Genomic DNA, 3,104 nt, shown 5'->3' on the forward strand with positions numbered 1-3,104 from the left:
ATGGTTTGATCTTTCATCCCCGACAGGGAGGCGATGGATACCGGCCGGGCGCCGCCGCCCAGGGAAATGATCATGTTGCACCGGTTTTCCTGGAACACTTTCAAGCCGTCATGGACGTTGATATCGGTGGGATTGGGCTCGGCTCCGGCAAAGATAATGGCCTCGGCGCCGGTCTCTTCCACCTGCGCCTTAATCTGGTCGGCCATGCCGGACTTGGCCAGATAGGCATCAGTTACAATGAGCACCCTCCTGCCGCCGAGAATTTTCACCTGTTCCCCGACCTTTTTGTGAGCCCCGATACCCATGAGGTTCACCGTAGGGATGTAATACCCGTAAACCTGTTCACCCAATGCCATTTAAAACCGCCTCCTGTACTTTAATGTTCCAGAAGAGGAATAGACACTCATTTATTCCTCTCCTGTAAGGATTTTTATTTTTATTATTTAAAGTAAAGCATTTTTCATACCAGTAATAAAAGTCTTGAAATTCGTTGCATTAACGGTTACCCGTGACGAGATCGTTCCATTACGGGACAAAAACTCAGCCAATTTGGAGCGGGGAGTTTCAGTTTAGGAATTCAGAAGCGGCCCCTATCAAGAAATAAACCGCTTTCAGCTGGAAAGCGGTTGACCTGCCATATGTGAAAAGCTGAACTTTCCGGTATATATGGACGCACGGGGCTCATCTTGCGCGGAACGCCGGAGCGAGGGTCTAACGATGTTCCCTGTAAATTAGCTGTTTCCTGCTTCGCCCTGCATCTCTTTTAATTTCCGGTAGAGAGTATTCCGTCCGATACCCAGGATACGGGCGGCCAGGGTAATGTTGCCGCGGGAATAAACCAGGGCCTGATTGATGGCTTCCCTTTCCATTTGCTCTATGGTTGCGGGAGGCGGGCAGGGAACGCCCCTGCGGAACATCACCTCCAGCACGCTTTTTTCCAGTACCTTTAACAAATGAAAAATCCGTGGCAGTTCCCCGTCCTCGAGGCCGGCCAGGAAATCCCTTGAACGCACCAGGTTTTGCAGTTGCGCTAAAAAAGGTGAGCCCTCCGGCTTGTCATCCGGGGACGCCGAAGCCGCCCTGGGGAAACGGTTAAGGGCACCGGTTATGCGGTTGGAGAGGTGCCCGGGTAAAATTACCGTACCGTCGCACAGGGCCGCGGCCTGGTGGATGGCATTAACCAGTTCCCGCACGTTGCCCGGCCAGGAATACTGCACCATGATTTTCATTGCTTCAGGGGAGATTTTTATACTCTGGCCTGTTCCACGTCCAGCAAGCTCATTCAAAAAATGATTGACCAGCACCGGAATATCTTCTTTACGTTCCCTTAATGGGGGGAGATGCAGCCGTACCACGTCAAGCCGGTAAAATAAGTCTTCCCGGAAGTTCTTTTCCCTGACGGCCTGCTCCAGATCCACATTGGTGGCGGCAATTACGCGGACATCGGTTTTAATGGGTTTTTCTCCCCCCACCCGCATGAACTCCCCGGTTTCCAGCACCCGGAGGAGCTTTACCTGGATGGACAGACTGGCCTCACCAATTTCATCCAGGAACAGTGTGCCATGGTTGGCCAGCTCGAAAATACCCTTGCGCTGGCCGGTGGCACCTGTAAACGCACCCTTTTCATGACCAAACAACTCGCTTTCCAGAAGATTTTCCGGCAGCGCACCGCAGTTAACGGGAATAAAGGGGCGGTCGCTCCGGTGGCTGGCCGCATGGATGAAGCGGGCCAGCACTTCCTTGCCGGTGCCGGTTTCCCCCTGGATCAGGACGTTAACATCCTTGCGGGCAATTTTAAAAGCCACGGAAAGAAGCTGGCTCATGGCCCGGCTGTTCCCGACAATTATTCCCGCCTGAGCGGCAATATGGCCCCATTCGGCGGTGGAAAGCCTTTTTTTCCTCTCTTCAGCACCACCTGCAAAATCAAGGGCTTTATCGATCAAGGCCTCGATTTGCGAAATGTCCTCGAAGGGCTTTTCAATGTAATCGTAAGCCCCCAGTTGAATGGCCCTCACAGCCGTCCTGGTGGTGCTGTACCCCGTCATGATTATGACTTCACAGCCGGGCTGTACCTTTTTTACCTCCTGGAGCAGGAACAGGCCATCGAAATCGGGCAGCTTTAAATCAACCACCGCCACGTGAAACTTCTGGTCGTTAATGGCCTCGCGGGCCTCCTGGCCACTTGTAGCTACGGTTACCCGGTACCCTTTTCTTTCCAGCAGGCAGCGGAAAAAGGTGCCTACCTCCACTTCATCATCTACCACCAGGATACGTGCCTGTAGAGACAAAATAATCCCTCCGGAAACAGGCTGTATTTAGAACTCGAGCATGGAAAATCTAGGACCGGCCCTCCTCCAAGGGGAGAACCAGCGTGAAGGTGCTCCCCTCACCCGGGCGGCTCTCTACTTCGATGGTCCCCCCGTGGGCCCGGGCAATGCCAAGGCTCACGCTCAATCCCAGCCCGGTACCCCGGGAAGCTTCTTTCGTCGTAAAAAAGGGATCAAAAACCCGGTTCATATTTTCAGGGGAAATCCCCTGCCCGTTATCCTGAACAGTCACGACTACATAACGCCGCCCATTTTCATCCCTGCGCACCCCGGTGCGGATATGAATATACCTTTCCCTTTCCACCCCTTCTAAAGCATCCCGGGCATTGAGCAACAGGTTGATCAAAACCTGGTCGAGCTGTTGGCCGTTGGCGGCCACCCTGGGCAGGTCCGGGGCGCGGTCCGTGTAGACATTTATCCCGTTCCGGTTAATCTGATACTTAACCAGGCTCAGCACTCTTTCCACCACCTCATTGAGGTCGGTGGAGGCTACCACCGGCGGTTCCTGGCGGGCAAAGGTGAGCAGGTTCTGGATTATCTTTTTGCAGCGCAGGCCGCAGGTAACGATATCCCTGAGCAACTGGGAAGCCGGGTGCTCAGGCCCCAGCTCACGCTGCAGCATCTGGGCGTTGCCAATGATCACGGTCATGGGACTGTTCAGTTCGTGGGCCACGCCCGCGGCCATTTCACCTATGACCGCCAGCTCCCAGAGCACCGAATTCCGGGGCACCACCAGGCCGTTGCACGGCAGCGGAGGCTGCGTGGCCACCAGGCGCA

The 3,104-nt window shown here is 54.6% G+C and carries 3 protein-coding genes; all 3 read right to left on the minus strand.

What is annotated here, in order from left to right:
* On the minus strand, positions 1-356 hold a 356-nt coding region (locus ACPLUI_RS13165), incomplete at its 3' end, for an iron-containing alcohol dehydrogenase (protein ID WP_424660709.1).
* 375 nt (positions 357-731) lie between these two features.
* Entirely contained in the window at positions 732-2,288 is a 1,557-nt protein-coding gene (locus ACPLUI_RS13170; protein WP_424660710.1) for a sigma-54-dependent transcriptional regulator, read from the minus strand.
* A 49-nt stretch (positions 2,289-2,337) separates the two neighbouring features.
* A partial coding sequence (locus ACPLUI_RS13175; RefSeq protein WP_424660711.1) for a sensor histidine kinase occupies positions 2,338-3,104 on the minus strand: 767 nt, incomplete at its 5' end.

This window comes from Desulfofundulus sp., assembly GCF_049701015.1.
GTDB lineage: Bacteria > Bacillota > Desulfotomaculia > Desulfotomaculales > Desulfovirgulaceae > Desulfofundulus.